Annotated in this window: 11 protein-coding genes; 8 read left to right on the forward strand and 3 right to left on the reverse strand. The window is 70.9% G+C overall.

Going from position 1 to position 17,149, the window contains the following annotated elements:
• Positions 1-58: 58 nt before the first annotated feature.
• Positions 59-757, reverse strand: a complete 699-nt coding sequence (locus tag ACIBTV_RS03860) for a response regulator transcription factor (protein WP_396702083.1) — start codon at positions 755-757, stop codon at positions 59-61.
• Positions 754-1,560, reverse strand: coding sequence for a sensor histidine kinase (locus ACIBTV_RS03865; protein WP_396702085.1), 807 nt, complete (start codon positions 1,558-1,560; stop codon positions 754-756). The genes ACIBTV_RS03860 and ACIBTV_RS03865 overlap by 4 nt, the downstream gene beginning before the upstream one ends.
• 200 nt (positions 1,561-1,760) lie before the next feature.
• Between ACIBTV_RS03865 and ACIBTV_RS03870 the strand changes: the two genes are divergently transcribed.
• The 8 genes from ACIBTV_RS03870 (at position 1,761) to ACIBTV_RS03905 (ending at position 16,058) form a co-directional block, all read left to right on the forward strand.
• The gene (locus ACIBTV_RS03870) at positions 1,761-2,819 is read left to right on the forward strand and encodes an ABC transporter substrate-binding protein (RefSeq protein WP_396702860.1); all 1,059 of its coding nucleotides are present in this window, start codon (positions 1,761-1,763) and stop codon (positions 2,817-2,819) included.
• Positions 2,816-4,564 (forward strand): ABC transporter permease, encoded by a 1,749-nt coding sequence (locus tag ACIBTV_RS03875; RefSeq protein WP_396702087.1) that lies wholly within the window; start codon positions 2,816-2,818, stop codon positions 4,562-4,564. Before ACIBTV_RS03870 ends, ACIBTV_RS03875 begins: the two co-directional genes overlap by 4 nt.
• Positions 4,561-5,709, forward strand: a complete 1,149-nt coding sequence (locus ACIBTV_RS03880; protein ID WP_396702089.1) for an ABC transporter ATP-binding protein — start codon at positions 4,561-4,563, stop codon at positions 5,707-5,709. The genes ACIBTV_RS03875 and ACIBTV_RS03880 overlap by 4 nt, the downstream gene beginning before the upstream one ends.
• Before the next feature lie 135 nt (positions 5,710-5,844).
• Complete coding sequence (locus ACIBTV_RS03885; protein ID WP_396702091.1) at positions 5,845-7,002, forward strand: hypothetical protein; 1,158 nt, start codon at positions 5,845-5,847, stop codon at positions 7,000-7,002.
• Between the two features lie 260 nt (positions 7,003-7,262).
• A complete protein-coding gene (locus ACIBTV_RS03890) occupies positions 7,263-9,701 on the forward strand; it encodes a hypothetical protein (protein WP_396702093.1) in 2,439 nt (812 codons plus the stop codon).
• The gene (locus ACIBTV_RS03895; RefSeq protein WP_396702095.1) at positions 9,698-12,997 is read left to right on the forward strand and encodes a right-handed parallel beta-helix repeat-containing protein; all 3,300 of its coding nucleotides are present in this window, start codon (positions 9,698-9,700) and stop codon (positions 12,995-12,997) included. The genes ACIBTV_RS03890 and ACIBTV_RS03895 overlap by 4 nt, the downstream gene beginning before the upstream one ends.
• Positions 12,998-13,172: 175 nt before the next feature.
• Positions 13,173-13,754 carry a sigma-70 family RNA polymerase sigma factor gene (locus ACIBTV_RS03900; RefSeq protein ID WP_396702097.1) on the forward strand — a complete coding sequence of 194 codons (582 nt, stop codon included), beginning with the start codon at positions 13,173-13,175 and terminating at the stop codon, positions 13,752-13,754.
• Positions 13,755-13,847: 93 nt separating this feature from the next.
• On the forward strand, positions 13,848-16,058 hold the full coding sequence (locus tag ACIBTV_RS03905) for a hypothetical protein (RefSeq protein WP_396702099.1): 2,211 nt from the start codon (positions 13,848-13,850) through the stop codon (positions 16,056-16,058).
• Here ACIBTV_RS03905 and ACIBTV_RS03910 read toward each other — a convergent pair.
• Positions 16,024-16,788: a MinD/ParA family protein gene (locus ACIBTV_RS03910; protein WP_396702101.1), complete on the reverse strand. Its 765-nt coding sequence runs from the start codon at positions 16,786-16,788 to the stop codon at positions 16,024-16,026. The genes ACIBTV_RS03905 and ACIBTV_RS03910 overlap by 35 nt on opposite strands.
• Positions 16,789-17,149 lie beyond the last annotated feature (361 nt).

Below are 17,149 nucleotides of genomic sequence, written 5' to 3' on the forward strand. Positions count from 1 at the left end.
AGCGGATTGACGGCCTGAGCCTAGGGGTAAACCACGCCCGTAGCTTTCTCGCGCCAAGTTACGGGGAGGGGACGTCCGGTAGGAAGTAGCCGACGCCACGCAACGTGCAGAGATAGTTGGCCCCGCCGGGCAGCGCGGCCAGCCGGCTGCGCAGCCGGTAGACGGTCGACTTCACCACGTCGCGGCCACCGAGCATGTCCGGCGTCCCCCACACCGTTGCGAGCAGGTCCTGCCAGGACTGCGGCACACCGGGCCGGCTCGCCAGGTGGGTCAGGAGCTTGAACTCGGTGAAGGGCAGGTCGATCCGTTGCTGGTGCAGCGTCACGCTCTGGGTCGCGGGGTCGATGACGAGCTCGCCGACCCGGATCACGGTGGGGTGGCTGCGCCGGCGGCGGATCAGCGCCTGCGCGCGCAGTGCCACTTCGCGCGGGTGGAACGGTTTGACGACGTAGTCGTCGGCGCCGTGCTCCAAGCCGGCGATGACGTCCTGTTGGTGGCCGAGGGCGCTCAGCAGCAGGATGGGCGTCTCGGATCGGGCCCGGATGAGCTGGCAGAGGGTCAGGCCGCTCATGGTCGGCATCATGATGTCGAGGATGGCGAGGTCGACCCGGTGGGATCGCAGCAGCTGCAGGGCGGTGGCGCCGTCGGACGCGGTGAGCACGTCGAAGCCCTGGGTCTGTAGCGCGAACTCGACGATGATCACCATCTGCGGTTCGTCGTCGACCACCAGCACGGTGGGCCGCGGCGGGGTGCTCATGGTTGCCCCGGGAGGGTCAGTAGGAACGTCGTCCCGCGAGTGGACGCGGTGTGCACGAGAATCTCACCTCCGTGCAGCTCGATAATGATCTTGGTGATCACCAGCCCGAGGCCGGTCCCGTCGACGAGCGGCCGGCCCGTGGCGAAGCGCTGGAAGAGCCGCTCCCGCTCGGCCCGCGTCATCCCCGCACCGTCGTCGGTGACGTAGACGGCCACCCCGGAGTCCACCACCATCACGCGTACGTGGATGCTGCCGCCGGTCGTGGTGAAGCGACTGGCGTTGGAGAGCAGGTTGGTCATGGCCTGGGTCAGCAGCATCGGGTCGGCCAGGATGCGCGGCATCACCTGCGGGGTGTCCAGCGTGATCCGCTGGCCGCGCTGCTCGCACAACGACCGCATGCCGGCGATGACATCGCGCACGATCACCGCCACGTCGGCTCGCTCCAGGCGCGGCGTGAAGAGGCCGGCCTCGATCTTCGCTTGCAGCAGCAGGCTCTCGCACAGGCTGATCACCTGGGTGGACTGGTTGTCCACCAGACGGAGGAATTTCTCCTGAGCGGGAGTGAGCGGACCGGGCGAGCCCTCGCGGAGCAGGTCCACCGCACCCTTGATCATGCTGAGTGGAGTGCGTAGTTCGTGGCTGAGCGCGTTGACCTGATCGGCGCGCCGCTGCACCATCAGCTCCAGCGCGGCCAACTCGCTCCGCATGCTGCTCCCGCGCCGGCGCAGCGTCAGCGCGCACGCGGATGCCCCGGCGACGGCGCCGAGCAGCGCCGTGGTCAATCCCCACCAGACGCTCGTCACCGCTGCCTCGGCCCTTGCTCCACGCTCCCATATTTTCAGCTCCGCGAGCTCGCGCGGACACCGCCTTGGTGACAGCGCTGTCACCTGCGCTCACGGCATCGTCACCGTCCTGATGTTCACGCGCTCCTAATCTGGTCGACACATTTGGCTCGCATCCCAAAGATCCATCACCGTTTGCGGAGGTCTCATCCGTGGTTTCCATGCGTCCGCGTCGTCTCGCGGCACTGTCGATGACACTCGTGCTCACCTCGATGGCCACGGCGGCCTGCGCCAAGCAGGACGCCGGCGGTGACCACAGCGCGACCGACGGCAACATCGTGCACGTGGTCTGCGGCGCCACCGAGGACTGGTGCGCGGCGACCACCGAGAAGTTCAGCAAGTCCACGGGCGTCAAGGCCGATTTCGTCCGGCTCTCCAGCGGCGAGGCGCTGGCCCGCATCAAGGCCGGCAAGGGCAGCCCCGAGTTCGACGTCTGGTACGGCGGACCGGCCGACGGCTACTCCGCCGCCGGCGGCGAGGGTCTGCTCGAGCCGTACGTCTCCGCGAACGCGGCGGCCATCCCGGCCATGTACAAGGACTCGGGCGGCCTCTGGACCGGCGTCTACGTCGGCGCGCTCGGCTTCTGCAGCAACACCAAGGTCCTGGCGGAGCGCGGCGTGCCGGTGCCGCAGTCGTGGGCGGACCTGCTGAACCCGAAGCTCGCGAAGGAGGTCGGGATGGCCCACCCCTCCACCTCCGGCACCGCCTACACGGCGCTCTGGACCCAGGTCCAGCTCGCCGGCGGCGACCAGACCAAGTCGCTGGAGTACATGCGCAAGCTGCACCCGAACGTGCTGCAGTACACCAAGTCCGGTGCGGCGCCGGCACAGATGGCCGCCCGGGGTGAGATCGCGGTCGGTGTCATCTTCTCGCACGACTGCGTCGCGACCGCCGAGGCCGGCTTCCCCGACCTGCAGGTGAGCTTCCCGGCCGAGGGCACCGGGTACGAGACCGGCGGCGTCGCGCTGGTGAAGGGCGCGCGGAACCCGGTGAGCGGCAAGAAGTTCGTCGACTGGGCGCTGACCACGGAGGCCCAGGAGATCGGCCCGACGGTCAAGGCGTACCAGTTCCCCACCAACCCGGACGCCAAGGTCTCGGACAAGGTGGTCAAGCTGTCGACCATCAAGATGGTGACCTACGACGCGACGGTCGCCGGGCAGGCGAAGTCGGCCCTGAACAAGCGGTTCGACGCTGAAGTGGCGCAGGCGCCGAAGTCATGACACTCCTGCTCCCCGAACGTACCTCCACCGCCACCCCGCCGGCCGGCACCGCCCGACGCCGGCGGGGTGGTGATCCCGCGATCCGCCTGCTGATCGTCATCTGTGTACTGCTGGTGGCGATCGGCGCCGCCATCCCGCTGATCGCGGTCCTGGCCACGGCGTTCGCGCCGGACGCGCTGCCGCGCTACGCGGAGTTCTTCACCTCCTCGGTCGACCTCGACATCCTGCGCAACACCCTGGTGCTCGGCGCGCTCGTCGGCGCCGGCGGTACGGCACTGGGCTTCCTGTTCGCCTTCGTGCAGACCCGGCTCGACGTGCCGGGCAAGAAGATCCTGCACGTCATCGCCATGATGCCGATCGTCAGCCCGCCGTTCGCGGTGGCCACCGCGACCGTGGTGCTCTACGGGCGCCGCGGCGTCATCAGCAACGGCGTGTTCGGGCTGGAGTACGACATCTACGGCCTGGACGGTCTGGTGTTCGTCCTGTCGATGTCGCTGTTCCCGGTGGCCTACCTGGGCCTGCTGGGCATGCTGCGCGGCCTCGACCCGGCGGTGGAGGAGGCGGCCATGAACCTGGGCGCCAGCCGGTGGCGCATCCTGCGCACGGTGATCCTGCCCTTGCTGGCGCCCGGTCTGGTGGCTCCCTTCCTGCTGCTGTTCGTCGAGGCGATCGCCGACCTGGCCAACCCGCTGGTGCTCGGCGGCGACTACACGGTGCTGGCCAGCCGCGCCTACCTCGCGGTCACCGGCGAGTACGACCTGACCAGCGCGTCGGTCTACTGCGTCATCCTTCTGGTGCCGTCGCTGGCGATGTACTTCGGGCAGCGGTGGTGGCTCAACCGCAAGGTGCGTACCACGATCACGGGCCGGCCGTCCGGCAGCGTGCATCTCATCACCGGCTGGACCCGCTGGCCGATCTACGGGCTCGCGCTGCTGGTCGCCGCGGTGATCGTCAGCCTCTACGGCACCGTGATCGTCGGTTCGGTGACCAAGGTCTTCGGCGTGGACAACACGGTCACGCTCGACTACCTACGCGAGGTCGTGGCCGGTCCCGGCGTCGAGGCGGTCCTGGACACGCTGCTCTTCGCCGCCATCGCCACCCCGATCGCCGGCGTCGTCGGCCTGATGGTCGCCTGGCTGGTGGTGCGGCACCTGCGGTACACCGCCTGGCTGCTGGACCTGGGCGGCACGCTGGGGGTCGCCGTGCCCGGCACGGTGCTGGGCATCGGCTTCGTGCTGGCCTACCGCCCGGACCGGTACCTCGGCGACTTCATGGTCTTTCCCAGCCTCGTGGGGGGCAGCTCACTGGCCGCGGGTGCGGTCGTGATCGTGCTGGCGTACGTGATCCGCAGTCTGCCGGCGGGGCAGCGCACCGCGGTCGGCGCGCTGACCCAGCTGCACCCCAGCATCGAGGAGGCATCCACCGATCTGGGCGCCAGCGCGCTTCAGACGTTCCGGCGGGTGACGTTGCCGCTGATCCGCCCCGCCCTGCTGACCGGGCTGAGCTACAGCTTCGCTCGGAGCATGACCTCCGTGTCGACCATCGTGCTGCTGGTCACGCCGGAAACGAAGATCATCACCTCTCAGGTGATGAGCGCCGCCAGCACCGGCCGGTACGGGGTGGCGTTCGCCTACTGCACCGTACTCACCGCCATCGTGCTGGCGGGGTTCCTGGTCATCCGATTGATCATCGGCGCGGGTGCCGTGCTGCACCGCACCGCCACTTCCGAAGGGCAACAGAAATGACCGCCGCAGCGCACATCGACGCACCACTCACCGAGCCGGACGCCGCGCTGCGCTCCGAGAGCGGCTCGGGGCACCTGCGGCTGGATGGGCTCACCAAGCAGTTCCAGGGCCGCACCGGGACGGTCACCGCCGTCGACCGGGTCGACCTGGACGTGCTGCCGGGCGAGTTCATCACGTTGCTCGGCCCGTCCGGCTGCGGCAAGACCACCACCCTGCGGATGGTGGCCGGTTTCGAGCAGGCGACCGGCGGCGAGATCCTGATCGACGGCAAGGCCATCGGGCATCTGCCGCCGCAGCGACGACCGATGGCGATGGTGTTCCAGAGCTACGCGCTTTTCCCGCACATGACGGTGGCCGACAACATCGCCTACGGCCTGCGGCTGCAGCGCAAGCAGCGGAGCAAGGACGAGATCGCCACCGCCATGCGGATGGCGGTGACCAGCATGAACCTCGTGGGGCTGGAGGAGCGGAGCCCGCACGAGCTCTCCGGCGGGCAGCAGCAACGGGTGGCGTTGGCCCGCGCGCTGGTGGTGCAGCCGAAGGTGCTGCTCTTCGACGAGCCGCTGTCGAACCTGGACGCCAAGCTGCGCACCGCCATGCGGGCGGAGATCCGGCGCATCCAGAAGATGTTCGGCATCACCAGCATCTACGTCACCCATGACCAGGACGAGGCGATGAGCATGTCGGACCGGATCGTGGTGATGAACAAGGGCAAGGTGGAGCAGGTCGCCCGCCCCGGGGAGATCTACACGCGTCCGAGCAGCGTGTTCGTGGCCGATTTCATCGGCCAGGCCAATTTCCTGGAGGCCGCGCCCGAGCGCGTCGAGAACGGTGTCGCCACCCTGACGGTGCTGGGCCGGCAGCTCACGGTCGCCGCCCACCCGCGGATCGCCGCCGGGGCGAACGGCGCCTACCTGATGATCCGCCCTGAGACGGTCCGGCTCAGACCGGCCACCGGCGGGGCCAACGGCACGGTGTTGCGCTCGACGTTCCACGGCCCGAGCCTCGACTACGAGATCGAGACGACGGCCGGCACGATCACGGCCACCGAGCAGGGCGGCGACCCGAGTGAGGCCCTGGCAGAGGGGACGCCGGTCGAGCTCACCTTCGACGCCGAGCGCGCGTACGTGCTGCCTCGGGACTGAGCGGGGCGCGCATCGACGGCCGGCGAGCGTGGCGGAATTGAACCGGGCGGACGTCCTGAACGTCGTGAGGACGTCCGACTCAGGTGACGGGACTGACCGTCGAACCGGAACGTTGTGCACGGAGAGGGCGACGCGATGACACAGGCGGTTGAGGCATCCACCGACCAGGTTGCCGCCTATCACGGGTTGCTGCTGCGGATGTCCGGCCGGTTGCCGGACGAGCTGACCACCGCCGCTCGCCGTTGGCTCGCCGACGGCGAGTTGGTGGAGATCGCACAGTCGGTTCTCTTCTCCGCGCTCGCCGGCCGGGTCCCCATGACGGAGGGCGACCTGAGCCTGTTGTCCACCACGCTCGCCGAGGCGGGGGAGGACACGGAGGCGCTCGCCGACATCGAGCGCACGGACGCCGACCCGCTGCCGCCGTACGGGGTGGCGCCGGTCAGCCCCGACGAGCTGGCCGAACACGGCGCCGCGGTGCCGTACAGCATCGATCTGACGGTGCCGTACGACGGGCCTGGTGCCGCGGATGACATCGACCGGGCGGCGATCGAGGCGGTCGGGGCGCAGTGGAACGAGGGCGCGCCGGTGATCGCCCTGTGGCGGGCCTGGCGGTTCCCCGCGATCGACGCGCAGTGGCCCCCACCGCGCCGGATCTACCTGCTGCAGGGCGGTGACGAGTCGACGTTGCCGGCGCTGGCTGTCCGTACCCAGGATGCCCTGGAAGCCGCCGGCGAGGAGGATCCGCAGGTCGAGGCGTTCGTCGACCCTGATGATCTGCCCGCGTACCAGCGCAACGTGCTCGGGTTCTCCACCCTGCTCTGGACCGCGGACCCGCCGATCAGGCCGATCGTGGCGCGGGTGTACGACACCTTCGACCTCGAGCGCGGGCCCGGGTTCGCGCCCGACCACCCTCGGCTCGATGGAGACGAACGCGACCAGATCCTTGAATACCTGGCCGACGGAACGCCCTTGCTGATCGCGCCGACCCGGACCCCGGACGTGGTCGATCCGGCCGCCGGCGAGGTCGTGCCGACCGGATTCTTCACCGACGGCCAGTGGATCTGGACCGATGCCGCGGCCTACTACCTGCGGACGTACGGGCTGGCGCCGGACCCTGACCTACTCGATGCGATCCGGGCAAATCACTATCTTCCGCCCGAGGTCGACGTCGTCGCTCTCCACCGGGCGCTCTCCACCCTCTACGCGCCGGTCGACGAGGCCGACCCGGACCAGGGCGCCGAAGAATCTCCTGCGGACACCTCTGCGGACGAAAAAATCGGCGACAACTTTTGAACCGACCTCGAGCGTTAGTCGTCGTGTATCCGATCTTGTAGGTGAGGGAGACTGAGCAGTGGCGGCCACACCCGGCGATGACGCGAACCGAGGACATCGACGTCGGTCTGTGGTCTCGAGCCCGAGCCGGATCGGGGTCACCCTGATCCGGCAGGCCTGCGGCAGCGTGACGATCACGACCGGCGGCCAACGCCTGCGGCGCGCCGGCACGGCGAAGGGCTGATCGACGTGTCCACCTGGCGGGCGCGGCCCTGACTGCTGTGCGAACCGCAATCACCCCTACGAGCGTCGACCCGCCGGCCCCTGCCCTCATCGTGGAGTCGGCCGGGGAGGCGCTGACCCTGCGTACCGAGGCGGATCCGAGGGCGTCGACCCTCGGACCGGCCGCCGCCCTGCCCGTGGAGGAAGGGCGCAGGGTGGTGGTGAGCGCGCCGTCGGTCACGGCCCGCCCCGATCTGTTCGAGCTGTTGGCGGAGGCGCTGATCGAACACCTCGGCGGTGTCGCCGCGGGAGTCCGGTTGGTGCCGCTCGGGTCGTACGCCCCGTCCGTCGACCCCGGCAAGGAAGTGCAGGTCCTGGCCGAGTGGATCGGCCAGGAGGTCACGTTTCCGCGAAGCGCGCTGACGCTTGCGGCGGGAGCCGTGCTCGATCCCGCGCTGTGGCAGACGGTGGACCCGGAGGGTGCCGTCCGGTCCGAGCCGCCCTGGCCGGTAGCGCCGCCACCGATGGTGGTTCCGCCGCCGCCATCGGTAGCGTCGGCACCGGAATCGTCTCCGCCTGCGTTGCCGTCGGTGGCGGAGCGGTCCGTTGCCACGCACTGGCCCCACGTGCTCCTCCACACGAACGGCGGCTTCGTCGACCTGCCGTCGCGGCGCCCGCCCCGGGTCCTGTCGCCAGCCCGACCCGCGCGCCGCGTCGGGCTCACCCCGCAGGCACATGCCGCACCGGTGCTCGCGACGATGCCGGGCGTACGCACCGCGGCCGGCTGGTCATTCGTGGACGAGACGGTGCTCGGCAACGACCGGATCCTGGCCGGCTTCGTGGTCGAGATCCTGGTGAAGGTGACCGGGTTCCGGCTGAACAATCGGCCGGTGCCGCCCCGGGCACTGGCGAAACTCGTCGAAGCCTGCCGGGCGGGGGATCCCCGGCCGTTGGTGCTCGTCACCTACGGCGTACCGGTGCGCGGAGGCGCCGCCGACCTGCTCTTCGGTGGCCTGGCCGACGCTCTCAGCGCACCGCTGTACGTGGCCGACGGGCCGGTCACCCGTACCGCCACGGGGCTGCTGCAGACCACCGGTAGCTTCACGCTCTGGAGCCGGCGGCAGCTCGGCGCCGCAGCCGGTCCGCGTCGGATCCGGTCGGTCGGGGCGGTGTTGCCGCCCCGACCGTCAGCGCGGGTCCGCCGGCCCGCGCCCGGGCCGGCTCGTACTCGCCGACCATCCACCGCCGTGCCGCGGATCCCGGCGCGGCTGACCGCCCCGGCTTCACCCGGCGACGCGGCACCGGCAGCGACGCCCACCCCGATCGTCCCGGAGATCATCGCGCTGCTCACCTCCGCCCGCTGGAAGGCGCAGTCGAGTTGGCCGGCTCTCCCGGTGCCGTCCCCGGAAGACGCCGTCCAACCCGGCGACACCGCATCGACCAGAACCTCGGCGGCCGCAGGTGCGGCTCACGTGGCGCCGATGAGCGCTGTGGGGCTCGGCCAGCCCGAGGAGCTGACGGTCACGGTTCCGGATTGGCAGCCGCAATCGTCAGCGGGCCTCACCGGGGTGCCCGGCGCGCTCTCGGCGCCACCGTCGCCCGACGCCGCGGTGTCGCCGGCGCCCCGTCACGGGGACGGGCCGGCCCAGGCCACCGGCGCGGCCCCGCATGCTCCGGTGCCGGAGGCGCCCTCCGGGCCGCCGCCCCGCTGGCTGGTCGACGTCGATGGTCAGGAGCAGAGCGCCAACCCCGCGGTCCTGCGCCAAGCGCTCGACGGCCGGTACGACGCACACGCCCGGGTGGTGACCCGGACCCTGGCGCAGTCGCCCGGGCTGCGGGCCGCGGCCGGCGCCTCGCGGGAACTCACCGCCGGGCTGGTCGCGGTCCGGGCCTACTGTGCCGGCGAACGCGCGCTGGTCAACCAGGTCCTCCGGGGTGGTGGCCCCGATTCCGAGGTGGACCGACTCATGGTGGTGGCCCGGAACGCCAGGTACGGGCTGCGCCGGTTGCCGTCGGTCCTGGGGCCGGTCTTTCAGCACGCGCTCGTCGATCCGGGCCTGGCCGCCGCCTATCGACCCGGCGAGGTGCTGGTCGAGCCCGCTTTCGTGGACGTCGACCTGGCCCCCACGAGGGGCACGGACGCCGCGGTGCGGCTCGTCATCTGGTCGGTCAGCGCCCGGCGGTTGGATGGTCTGGAAACCGGTACGCGAGCCTCGGCGATCTTCCCGCCGGGAAGCCGGTTCCAGGTCCTCGCGGTCGACGACCCGAGCCCCGACGGTGGGGCGCGGGTTCTGTTGCGGGACCTCATGGCGTCGTACCGGGGCGGGCGGGACAGCGCCGAGCGGATCCTGGACCGGTTGCGCGCTGCCGACCAGGGCGGTGCGCCGGTCGCCGACGACGCCGTACCGCTGTCCTTCGCACCTGGCCTGGACGGTGAAGGCCGCCCCTATCCCGTCCCGGCAAATGCCCCTGCTGTTTCGGCTGATGAGGATGAATGAGCGTGGCTAACATGCTGTCGGTTTCCGAGACCGAGCCGGGCTGCATGCCGAGCATCACCGCGGCGTTGGAACATGCCGTCCCGGGCGCCATGATCGTCGTTCAGCCGGGCACGTACCACGAGCAGCTGCGACTTACCCGAGATGTCACAGTGGTGGCCGAGGACGGCCCCGGCACGGTGACCATCGACGGCGGCGACGGGGTGGCGCTGTTCGTCGGCGCTGGGAACGTCACGCTACGCGGGCTCTCGGTGCGCGGTGGCTCGGCCAATCTGCCGGCGCTGCAGGTCGGCCGGGGCACGCTGAACGCGACCGACTGCACGGTCGCCGGGCAGGGAATCGTCGCCGTGCACGTGCCCGGAGGCAGGGTGGAGCTGCGCGACTGCCGCGTCAGCAGCCCGAGCGGCGCCGGTTTCCTGTTCGAGCGCAATGGTGGCGGCACGGTCAGTGCCACGACGATCCGGGAGACGGAAGGCGCCGGAGTGGTGATCGTCGGGGGTGCGGACCCGGTGCTGCGCGGGTGCACGTTCACCGACATCCGCGGCGCCGCCGTGCTCTGCAGCCAGGACGGGCGGGGCACGGTCGAAGATTGTGAGATCACAGCGGCCGGCTCCGCGGTGGCGGTCGAGGACGGTTCACTTCGCGTGGCCCGCAGTCGGCTTCATGACCTGCCCGGCAGTGGGGTGGTGATCGCGGGCGGGCGGCCGAGGCTGGAGGAATGTGAGATTCGCGCGGTCGGCGGGCATGGTGTGGTCGTGTCCGGCACCGCCGACCCGGTGCTGCGCGGCTGCCAGGTGCACGACGCCGCCGGGCACGGACTCCTCGTGCTCGAAGAGGCCGCCGGAGCGTTCAGCCAGCTCGAGATAACCGGGGCCACGGCGACCGCGATCGCGGTAACCGGATCGGCCGCGCCGACGATCGATGGCGGCCGGGTCACCGACAGTTCCGGCGGTGCGCTGCTGTTCCAGGCCGAGGCGACGGGCACGGTGCGAGGGCTGACCGTGCGTGGTGGGCCGACGGGAATCGTGGTCGGCGGTTCGGCCGCGCCGATGATCGAAGACTGCGTCATCGAGGAGACCCGGGAGTACGGGATTCGGTTGGCCGACCAGGCCCGGCCAGTGGTCCAGCGGACCCGGGTCGAGCGGTGCGCGGAAGGCGGGTTCCTGGTCGAAGCCGAGGCGACGCTCACCGCCGACCAGGCGGTCGTGCAAGGCTGCGGCACGGGTCTGCTGGTCAACGGCAAGGCGACGGTTACCGGATCAGATGTCGGCGGTGCCCGTACGGTCGGAATTCTGGCGCAGCGGGAGGCGAACCTGACGCTGCTCCGCACCCGGGTACACCACAGCGGTGGCCCGGGGGTGCGGTTCGTCGGCGGCGCGGCCGGGCGGCTCGACGGCTGTGAGCTGATCGAGAACGCGGGCCAGGGCCTGCTCCGGGAGACGGCCGAGCCGGTCGAGGTGGCGTCGACCATGATGGTCGGAAACGGCGGTGACGGGGTTCGCCCGACCAGCCCGGGCAACGCTCGACCGACCGGCCCGACGCTGGCCGGTCCCCGCGCCGATGGCGACCGCGCCTCGGCGAGCGCGGAGCTGCTGCGACCGGCCGCCGCAGCGGTGCCGACAGATACCGGCCCCGGCGGCGAATCGGACCCGACCAGCGCGCTGCTGGCCGAACTGGACGCGCTGGTCGGGCTGGCGGGGGTGAAACACGAGGTGGCGACGCTGGTGGGTCTGCACCAGATCAGCCAGCGGAGAGCGGCCGCCGGGCTGCCGGCGCCGCCGATGTCCCGGCACCTGGTCTTCGCCGGTGCGCCGGGCACCGGAAAGACCACGGTGGCGCGGCTGTACGGGCGGATTCTCGCCGGCCTCGGTGTGCTCCGCTCCGGTCAGCTGGTCGAGGTCTCCCGGGCCGACCTGGTCGCTGAGCACATCGGCGGCACCGCGGTGAAGACCACCGAGAAGTTCAACGAGGCGCTCGGTGGAGTGTTCTTCGTCGACGAGGCGTACACGCTTGCTCCGGTCGAGGGCGGCAACGGTCACGACTTCGGTCGGGAGGCCGTCGACACTCTGGTCAAGCTGATGGAGGACCACCGGGAGGAGGTGGTGGTCATCGTCGCCGGCTACTCGGCGCAGATGCGTACGTTCCTCGACGCCAACCCCGGCCTGGCCTCCCGCTTCTCCAGGACCGTCGAGTTCGAGAGCTACTCGACGGCCGAGCTGGTGACGATCGTCGAGCGGCTCTGCAGCACGCACCACTACTCCCTCGAGTACGACACCAGGGTGGCGTTGGCGGGCCTCTTCGACGGCATGAACCGGGACGCGAACTTCGGCAACGCACGGGTGGCCCGCAAGGTGTTCGAGGAGATGGTCGGGCGTCAGGCGTACCGGCTCTCCCAGGCCGGCGAGACCTCCGGTGTCGAGCTGGCACAGCTGCTGCCGCAGGATCTCGGCGCGCCGGCCACGTCCGGGGTGCACGCCGGGGAGGCGCGTGACGACGAGCTCAACCGACTGCTCGCCCGCCTCAACAACATGATCGGTCTGGCTGAGGTTAAGCGTGAAGTGGCCGACATGATCGATCTGCTCGCCACCATCCGAACCCGCGTACAGGCCGGGCTGCCAGCACCGTCGGTCTCCCGCCACCTGGTCTTCTCCGGTCCGCCCGGCACGGGTAAGACCACGGTGGCTCGACTCTACGGTGAGCTGCTGACCGCGTTGGGGGTGCTCGCCGGGGGCCAACTGGTGGAGGTCGCCCGGGCGGACCTGGTGGGGGAGTACATCGGCCATACCGCGCAGCGCACCCGGGAGGCGTTCGACCGGGCCAGGGGCGGCGTGCTCTTCATCGACGAGGCGTACACGCTGGCACCGCCGGGCGCGCGCCAGGACTTCGGCCGGGAGGCGATCGACACCCTGGTCAAACTGATGGAGGATCACCGGGACGAGGTGGTGGTCATCGCCGCCGGGTACGAGGACGAGATCGAGGAGTTTCTCGCCACCAACGCCGGCTTGGCGTCTCGCTTCTCCCGCCGGATCCACTTCGCCAACTACGACGCCAACGACCTGGTGGCCATCTTCCAGAGCCTCGCCTCGGCGAGCGGCTACGAGTGCCCGGGACAGACGTTGGTGGCGCTGCGTGAGCACTTCGAGCACGTACCGCGGACCCGGACCTTCGGCAACGGCCGCTACGCCCGGCAGGTGCTGGAGGAGGCGATCACGCGTCAGGCGAGTCGGATCCGCGGCCTGCGCAACCCGGACGTGGAGCAACTGCGGACCCTGCTCGTCGAGGATGTGACGCGGTCGTGAACACGTGCCCACGAGCGGGCGATATGCCCGGCAGCGGCAATGGCCCCACACCTTTTCGGGCCGGCGGGCACCGGCCCGTCCTGGTGCTTCACCGACACCCTCGCACGAGTCCGTGGCCCCTGGGTCGCCGCGGGCTCAACGCGGAACCTCACGGCTACGGTTTGGGAGGCGACTCTTGTTCGAGTTGGCCAGCAACCTCGGCACGACGTCCGCTGACGACGACAACGGCGCGGACGGAGCGTCGGACACCATGAGGCCGCAGGCGCGCATGCGCCAGCTGTACGCCGACAACGCCGAGCCGCTCCGCCGGTTTCTCCTGCGGTTGACCTGGGGAGACAAGCAACTCGCGGAGGACCTGCTCCAGGAGACGATGCTGCAGGCGTGGCGGCACATCGAACGCATGCCCAGCAACAGTGAGTCGATCCGTCGATGGCTGTTCATCGTGGCCCGCCGCGTCGCCATCGACGCCGCCCGGGCTCGTCAGGTACGCCCAACCGAGGTCGGTGTGACCGACCTGGCCTGGTACGGCGGCGTGGTCGACGTGACCGAGGACGTGGTGACGGCTCAGACGGTGCGTAACGCCTTGCCGAAGCTGACTGCCGCACACCGTTCGGTGCTGATCGAGTTGTACTTCTTCGGTCGCTCGACCGAGGAGGTGGCGACCCGGCTGGGGATTCCGGAGGGAACGGTGAAGTCGCGGGCGCACTACGCCCTGCAGGCGTTGCGCGCGGCGATCGGGAGGACTGACGGGAACTGACCCGTGGCGGGACGCCCGGGTGCCGGACTCCCGCTGAGCGGGAATCCACCAACCCCATTGGCGTCCCGCCCGGAGACGCGGGAGAATGTCCCGGTGCGTGACCCTTTTGAGCGCTTGCGGGTGTACGGGTACGACCGGGTCACTCTCGTCGTCCGCGGTGCCGGGCTGCCACCGGAGGTCACGCCGGCGCGTCTGCCCCGTGAACCTGACCGGCATACCGTCGTCGTGGCGGCTGACCCACCCGTGGAACTGCCCGCCCTGATCGAGTTGCTGGCCCGGCACCTGCCGGTGCGGTGTGACTCCATCCGGTTGGTCCTCTCCGACGCGGGCCAACCGGGTGTCGCGCAGGTCCTCGCCGATCAGCTCCGACTGGAGGTGCTCGCACCGGCCGGGCCTGTCATGCTGCTGCCGACGGGAATGCTCTTCGTCGCCGACGGACAGTGGCGTCGGTTCCGGCCCGAACACCCGGCCGAGGCTCAGGGCAGCCGGCATCCAGCCCCGGGCTGGCAGCGCGCACTTCCTGTCGACTGGCACCATCGATCGGCCGAACTGGGCGTGACCGAAGTGCCGGCGGGTTTGTGGCTGCACGACGTCGGCTCGGTGTCGCCCCTCGACGCGGCGGTCCTGGCCCTGCCGGTCGACAGTGAGCGGATGACCGTGGTGATCGGCCAGCCGGGTCGTCCCGCGATGGAGCCCGAACCGGTCCACGCGTTCCTGACATCGCTGCCCCGGCCGCTGCGCCGCCGACTGATCCTCACACCACACCCGGCCCAGGAGGGCACAGCCCACACGGTCGCGGAGTGGCTGGCTACTCGCACCGGGGTGACCGTCGAGGTGGCGAGCGGCATGTTGCCCGCCCCCGAGGGGATTGAGGCGAATGGCGCGGTCCGGCCGCGACGCGAGGCGTGGCCCTCGTTCGTGCCGCGACTGGTCTACCGCGCCGGTGCCGCTCCGCAGGTGCTCGAAGGCAGACCAGTGCTGGCGGACGTACCGATGGCCAGCGGGGTCCAGCGCGTGGACGAGCGTTGGGTGATTGAGACGGTCCGCTGCGGCGTGTGGTTGCGACCGGGCGGTACGGATCCCGAGCGGGACCTCGTGCGGCGACTGCCGATCGATGTTCGTCATCCGTTGCTGGTGCTCGGCGCCGCAGCGGTCGCGCAGCAGGCCGCGGTGGTGGCGGTGCTGGACATGTTGGCCGGCGCGCTTCCGGTCGATCTCACTCCGATGCTTCGCGTGGCGGTGACCCGGGCACCGGCCGAGCTCGACGCGTCACAGTGGGCCCCGGTGATCGAGCGGTATGGTCCGCTGCTGGCCGTCGTCGGGCCGGGCCACCTGATTGAGCTGCCCCACCCGGCGTCGGCCACCACAAGGGAGTCGATGACGGACGTGGCGGTGCCGAAGGCGCGCTCGGTGCAGGAGCCGCAGCCGGTGCCGGCACCGCGGCCAACGCCAGTGGCGGAGTCGACGCCAGTGGCGGAGTCGACGCCAGTGGCGGAGTCGACGCCAGTGGCGGAGTCGACGCCAGTGGCCGAGCCGACGCCAGTGGCCGAGCCGACGCCAGCGCCCGAGCCACAGCCAGCGCCGCGGCCGACGCCAGCAGCGCCGGAGCCGACGCCAGTGACCGAGCCGACGCCAGTGGCGAAGCCCAGGCCAGCGCCGGCACCAGTGTCGCGGCCGACGGTGGACGCCGGGGGTGAGCCGGCATCGACTGAGCCCGTGGTGGCACGGGTCGCCCAGACGGTGTCGGCACCGATCGAGAGGGCGGTCACGGCATCGTCGAGCGGGCCTCCGCGGCCACTCGTGCCGGCCGGGGCCGTGCGGGATCTCCCGGTCGCGGCTCCGGCTGGTGAGACACCGCCACCGGGTATGCGTCGCGTCCGCCCCAGCGTGCTCGTCGCCGCCAGCCGTCCTGACGACGACGACTGCTGGCTACCGGGCCGGTTGCTGGTGGCGCCGGAGGGGTTGACCGCGACATCCGCGCCATACATCGCCGGCCAGCCCGGGTTCGACCGGCTCGGGCCGGTCCTCACGATCTGGTCGACACACGGTCGGCTCGCCGAGGGCCGCGACGAGCCGTGGTTCGGTGCCGGCAGCGGGTTCAAGGTGCTCGGGGTCGAGCACACCGACCGCGGCGAGCCGGCGCTGATCCTGCTTCGTGTGGCGACGAGCGCAGACGCGGACGACGAGCGGCTCGACCGGGTCGCCCGGGTGGCCATGCGACGCTTCGTCGAGGCCGTCCGCCGTGCGCCATCCGCCGACCGCTGGCCCCTCATTCCTGGTCCCCAAGAGCGAGTGAGTCGATGATCGAGCTGCACGCCATCAGCCAGGCCCGGCGCGTCTCCACCGCGAGCTGGTCGTACTCTATCCGTCCGCCGGCCCGGACCAGCCCGTCGTAGGGGATGACTGCCACGTCGCGGACAACCTTCCGATAGCGCTCGACGATCTCCTGGAGCAGCTCAGGGTCCGGCTTCGGCTCGGCGCACGAGACGACCGCGACCGCGTTCTGCGCCAGGTCGGCGCGCCCGGTGCGGATCAGGTGATCCAGCATCCAGAGCCCGCTGTCGGCCACGTCGCGCTGCACCGTGGTAGGCACGACGAGGCAGTCGGCCACCGCCGTTGCCGACTGCCAGTTCGCCGCCCGGACGTTGTTGCCGGTGTCGATGACGATCAGCCGGTAGAACCGGCTCAACGCTCTCCAGAGCTTGCCGAACGCCTCATCGTCAATGACTTCCATGCTGCCGGCCGCGTCATCAGAGGCCAACACGTCGAAGCGAGCGCTCTGCGGTCGGAGGAAGGCGGCGAGCTGACCGACGCTCCCCGTCGTGGCGAGGAAGTCGTCGATGCGGTGCAGCAGGTCGATCACAGTCTGCTGGTGAGCGGCCGGCTCGGCGCGCATTCCGAGGGTGCCCCGCGTCTCGTTGTTGTCCCAGGCCAGGGTGTAGCCGCCCCGGTGGAAGCCGAAGGTCGCCGCGGCCAGGAGCGCGGTGGGTGTCTTCGCCGCGCCGCCCTTGGGGTTCGCCACGACGACCGACATGGTGCGAGTGAACGGCACCAGCAGGCGCCGCCGAGCTGCCCGGTGGACCAGCTCCTCCCGCGTCGGCGGCAGTGACAGGGCACCACCGCTGAGCCGGTTCGCCCGTCCTCGCCAGCCCCACTGGGCCGTGGCCGCCCCGATGGCTGTCGGGGCCGGCCCGCTCACTGACCCGGCAGGCGTGGCCGCGGGGGGTGCCTCCGCGACGGAGGGTGGCAGGCTGGGCAGCTGCCAGGCCGAACGCGACGGGTCGCGACGGGCACCGGCCGGAGTGGTCGCGGGCGGTGTGGCTCGGGGCGCGGCGTCGCCCACCGGCGTCGCGGGTTCGCCATCGGGCACGCCGAGGCTCGACTGGGACCGGGGT

This window comes from Micromonospora sp. NPDC049366 (genome assembly GCF_044466625.1).
In the GTDB taxonomy this organism is placed as follows: domain Bacteria; phylum Actinomycetota; class Actinomycetes; order Mycobacteriales; family Micromonosporaceae; genus Micromonospora.